Annotated in this window: 3 protein-coding genes and 1 riboswitch; all 3 genes read left to right on the forward strand. The window is 38.0% G+C overall.

Going from position 1 to position 3,145, the window contains the following annotated elements; all coding sequences use genetic code 11:
• Positions 1 to 107 precede the first annotated feature (107 nt).
• Positions 108 to 197: riboswitch (SMK box riboswitch) on the forward strand.
• Positions 195 to 1,388 (forward strand): methionine adenosyltransferase, encoded by a 1,194-nt coding sequence (metK, locus tag LMU01S_RS09750; RefSeq protein ID WP_056959694.1) that lies wholly within the window; start codon positions 195 to 197, stop codon positions 1,386 to 1,388. It overlaps the preceding riboswitch by 3 nt.
• A gap of 349 nt (positions 1,389 to 1,737) precedes the next feature.
• The gene (locus LMU01S_RS10725; protein ID WP_056959747.1) at positions 1,738 to 1,923 is read left to right on the forward strand and encodes a DUF6007 family protein; all 186 of its coding nucleotides are present in this window, start codon (positions 1,738 to 1,740) and stop codon (positions 1,921 to 1,923) included.
• 253 nt (positions 1,924 to 2,176) lie between these two features.
• Positions 2,177 to 3,145 (forward strand): glycoside hydrolase family 73 protein (locus LMU01S_RS09755; protein WP_174519387.1); only part of this gene is annotated, 969 nt, incomplete at its 3' end.

Raw genomic sequence — 3,145 nt, forward strand, 5'->3', positions numbered from 1 at the left:
TTTCTTGGGACTAGGTAATTATACCTAGTCTTTTTTGGTATCTAAAAAAGCTTTTGCAAATATTTAAGCCTTTTACCTTGAATAAGTGAAATCTTGTGTTAGAATAAGAACGTTACAACTCACTCATTCCCGATAGGATTCACTATCTAGTGAAGATGCCTTGTAACCACAAAATTGAAATGGGGGAATTCAAAGTGTCAGAAAGACATTTATTTACATCAGAATCAGTCTCAGAAGGACATCCAGATAAAATTGCAGATCAAATCAGTGATGCGATCTTAGATGCGTTGCTGGAAAAAGATCCCAATGCACGTGTAGCAGCAGAAACAACTGTTACCACAGGTTTAGTAGTTGTTGTCGGTGAAATTTCGACTAATAAGTATGTCGATATTCAAAAAGTAGTACGCGATACGATCAAAGAGATCGGTTATACTAATGGCAAATACGGTTTTGACGGCGATAATTGTGCCGTTTTGACGGCAATCGATGAACAATCAGCTGATATCGCATTAGGTGTTGATAACTCATTGGAAACAAAAGAAGGTCAAGCAGATCCGCTCGATCAGATCGGTGCGGGAGATCAAGGTTTGATGTTTGGGTATGCGATCGATGAAACACCTGAATTGATGCCATTGCCGATCGCGTTGAGCCATCGCTTGATGCGTAGGATCGCCCAAGTGCGTAAGTCAGGTGACCTTGCCTATTTAGGACCTGATGCTAAGGCACAAGTTACCGTTGAATATGCTGATGATGGCAAACCGTTACGTGTTGATACAGTTGTTTTATCAACGCAACATGCGGCTGAAATCGGGTTGGAACAAATTAGACAAGATATTTTAGAAAAAGTTATCCAGACAGAGATTCCAGCTGAATTACTTGATGAGAAAACAAAATATTTCATCAATCCGACTGGACGCTTCGTTATCGGTGGTCCACAAGGTGATGCTGGTCTGACCGGACGAAAGATCATCGTTGATACTTATGGTGGTTTTGCTCATCATGGTGGTGGTGCTTTCTCTGGGAAAGATGCTACTAAAGTGGACCGTTCAGCTAGCTATGCTGCGCGTTACATTGCTAAAAATATCGTAGCTGCAGGGATCGCATCTCAAGTTGAGGTCCAGATCGCATATGCTATTGGAGTTGCGCAACCAGTATCGATCTCAGTCGATACATTTGGAAGTTCAAAAGTAAGCAATCAAGCATTAGTGGCAGCTATCCGCAAGATTTTTGATCTACGTCCAGCGGGGATCATTGAAATGCTCGATCTTCGTCGCCCTATCTATAAGCAAACAGCCGCTTATGGTCATTTTGGACGGACTGATGTTGAGTTGCCTTGGGAGAAAACAGATAAGGTTGCTGAATTGAAGGCGGAATTGAATTTAGATTAAAAGTTAGAACTATTTTGAGCGCTAGTTGATATGAACTAGTGCTCTTTTTTGAGAGAAGACTTTGGGGAATCTAAGAAATATTGTGCATCATTAAAATGTAAGTTATAATTTAAATGTAAAACTAGAACTGATGGATTGCCGTCTGAAGCAAAGAAAAATGAAGTTATCATATATAGGGTAGAATTACCTTTTAATAGTGCCAAGAAATAGTTTGCAAATAAATATGTTAGTGAAGTCCTTACTTTGATATACAATAAGATAGTAAAGAGGTCAAGATAGTCTTTGGAGAAAAGAGCGTGGATAGCATTAATGATTTTATTGCCGAAAGTAAACGAATATGGTGATTATTATGGATGACAAATTAAATATTATTTGTAATGTTATTGGGTATATCATATGTGATATTTTTTTATTTTGGTATTTACCAAATGATACTTGGTATGATATTATGATCAACATTGTAATTATGATACTGGTGATGTTTGGTGTATGGGGATTATTAACAATATTAGGAAATAAAACTTTCAGATCATAATTAGCACCGACTTTGACATCTTTATAAAATTCAACTTTTATAAGAGTAGACGTATTAGATATTATCAGAGATCTGTAGCTATATTAGCTATTTTATAACGATTCATAAATAAGGCCGCTCAATAACTGGGGGGCTTATTTTACATTGATTGAAGTGAAAAAGCTAGCATGAATCAGTGATAGAGGATATAATCAAGGTAAGGCTTTAAATTAAGCAATTATTATAATTTTTTAAATATTAGGAGGGTCGAATTTTGAAAAGTAGAAAAGAACGTCTTGAGAATAAAAAACAACAGCTGTTATCTGAAAATATAAAATCTGTCAAAAAAGCTACGACGTATATTGGAACGACTGTTTTAATGGGGACAGCTGGTTTAGTTTTAAGTAGAGCAAAGGCGCAAGCTGATACAGTTCAGATCGATCAAAATACATCATCTAATAACAATAATGAAAATACTAGTGCAAATTCCAACAATATAAATGACCAAAATCAAGTTTCGACGCAAACTGCGCAAACTCAGACACAAGCTCAAGCTGCATCTTCTACCCAAGAACAAAGTCAAGTTGCTTCAGCTAGTCAAGCGGTACCTAGTTCTGCCACTGCACCAACAGTCAATGTCTCACGCACTTATCCAGGGAATGTACAAACATTTTTGAATAATATCGCTGGCCCGGCACAACAAGTTGCACAGCAACGCGGACTATATGCATCTTTGATGATCGCACAAGCTGCTCTTGAAAGCGGATGGGGTGGTAGTTATTTATCGACTTCAGCTTATAATCTTTTCGGGGTCAAGTGGTCAGGCTCGGGAGCATATATTGAGTTACCAACACAGGAATTTTATAATGGCTCCTACCATACGATCTATGATAAATTTCAACGTTACTCAAGCTATGCTGAATCTTTGAATGGTTATGCAAATGTGATCACAACACGTTTTCCTAAATCAACGCGAGCTAATTCGGCTAATTATGCAATTGCAGCGCAAAATCTGCGTTATGGGGTATATGGAACATATGCGACAGCACCAGACTATGCGGATAAATTGATCCGGGTGATCCAAACTTATAATTTAACAGCTTATGATGTTGGGGGCGCGTCAATTGATACGAATCAAACGCCAACAAATAACAATAATAATGTAGGCCAAACCCAAACAAGTGGCAGCGGGACTTACACTGTTAAAGCCGGCGATTCACTATATCGGATCGCTAAAAATCAT

The sequence above is a fragment of the Ligilactobacillus murinus DSM 20452 = NBRC 14221 genome, assembly GCF_001591685.1.
In the GTDB taxonomy this organism is placed as follows: Bacteria; Bacillota; Bacilli; order Lactobacillales; family Lactobacillaceae; genus Ligilactobacillus; species Ligilactobacillus murinus.

Excerpts from the sequence above, each read along its gene's own strand:
- LMU01S_RS10725 (WP_056959747.1), top strand. The coding sequence starts at position 1,738 with ATGGATGACAAATTAAATATTATTTGTAATGTTATTGGGTATATCATA.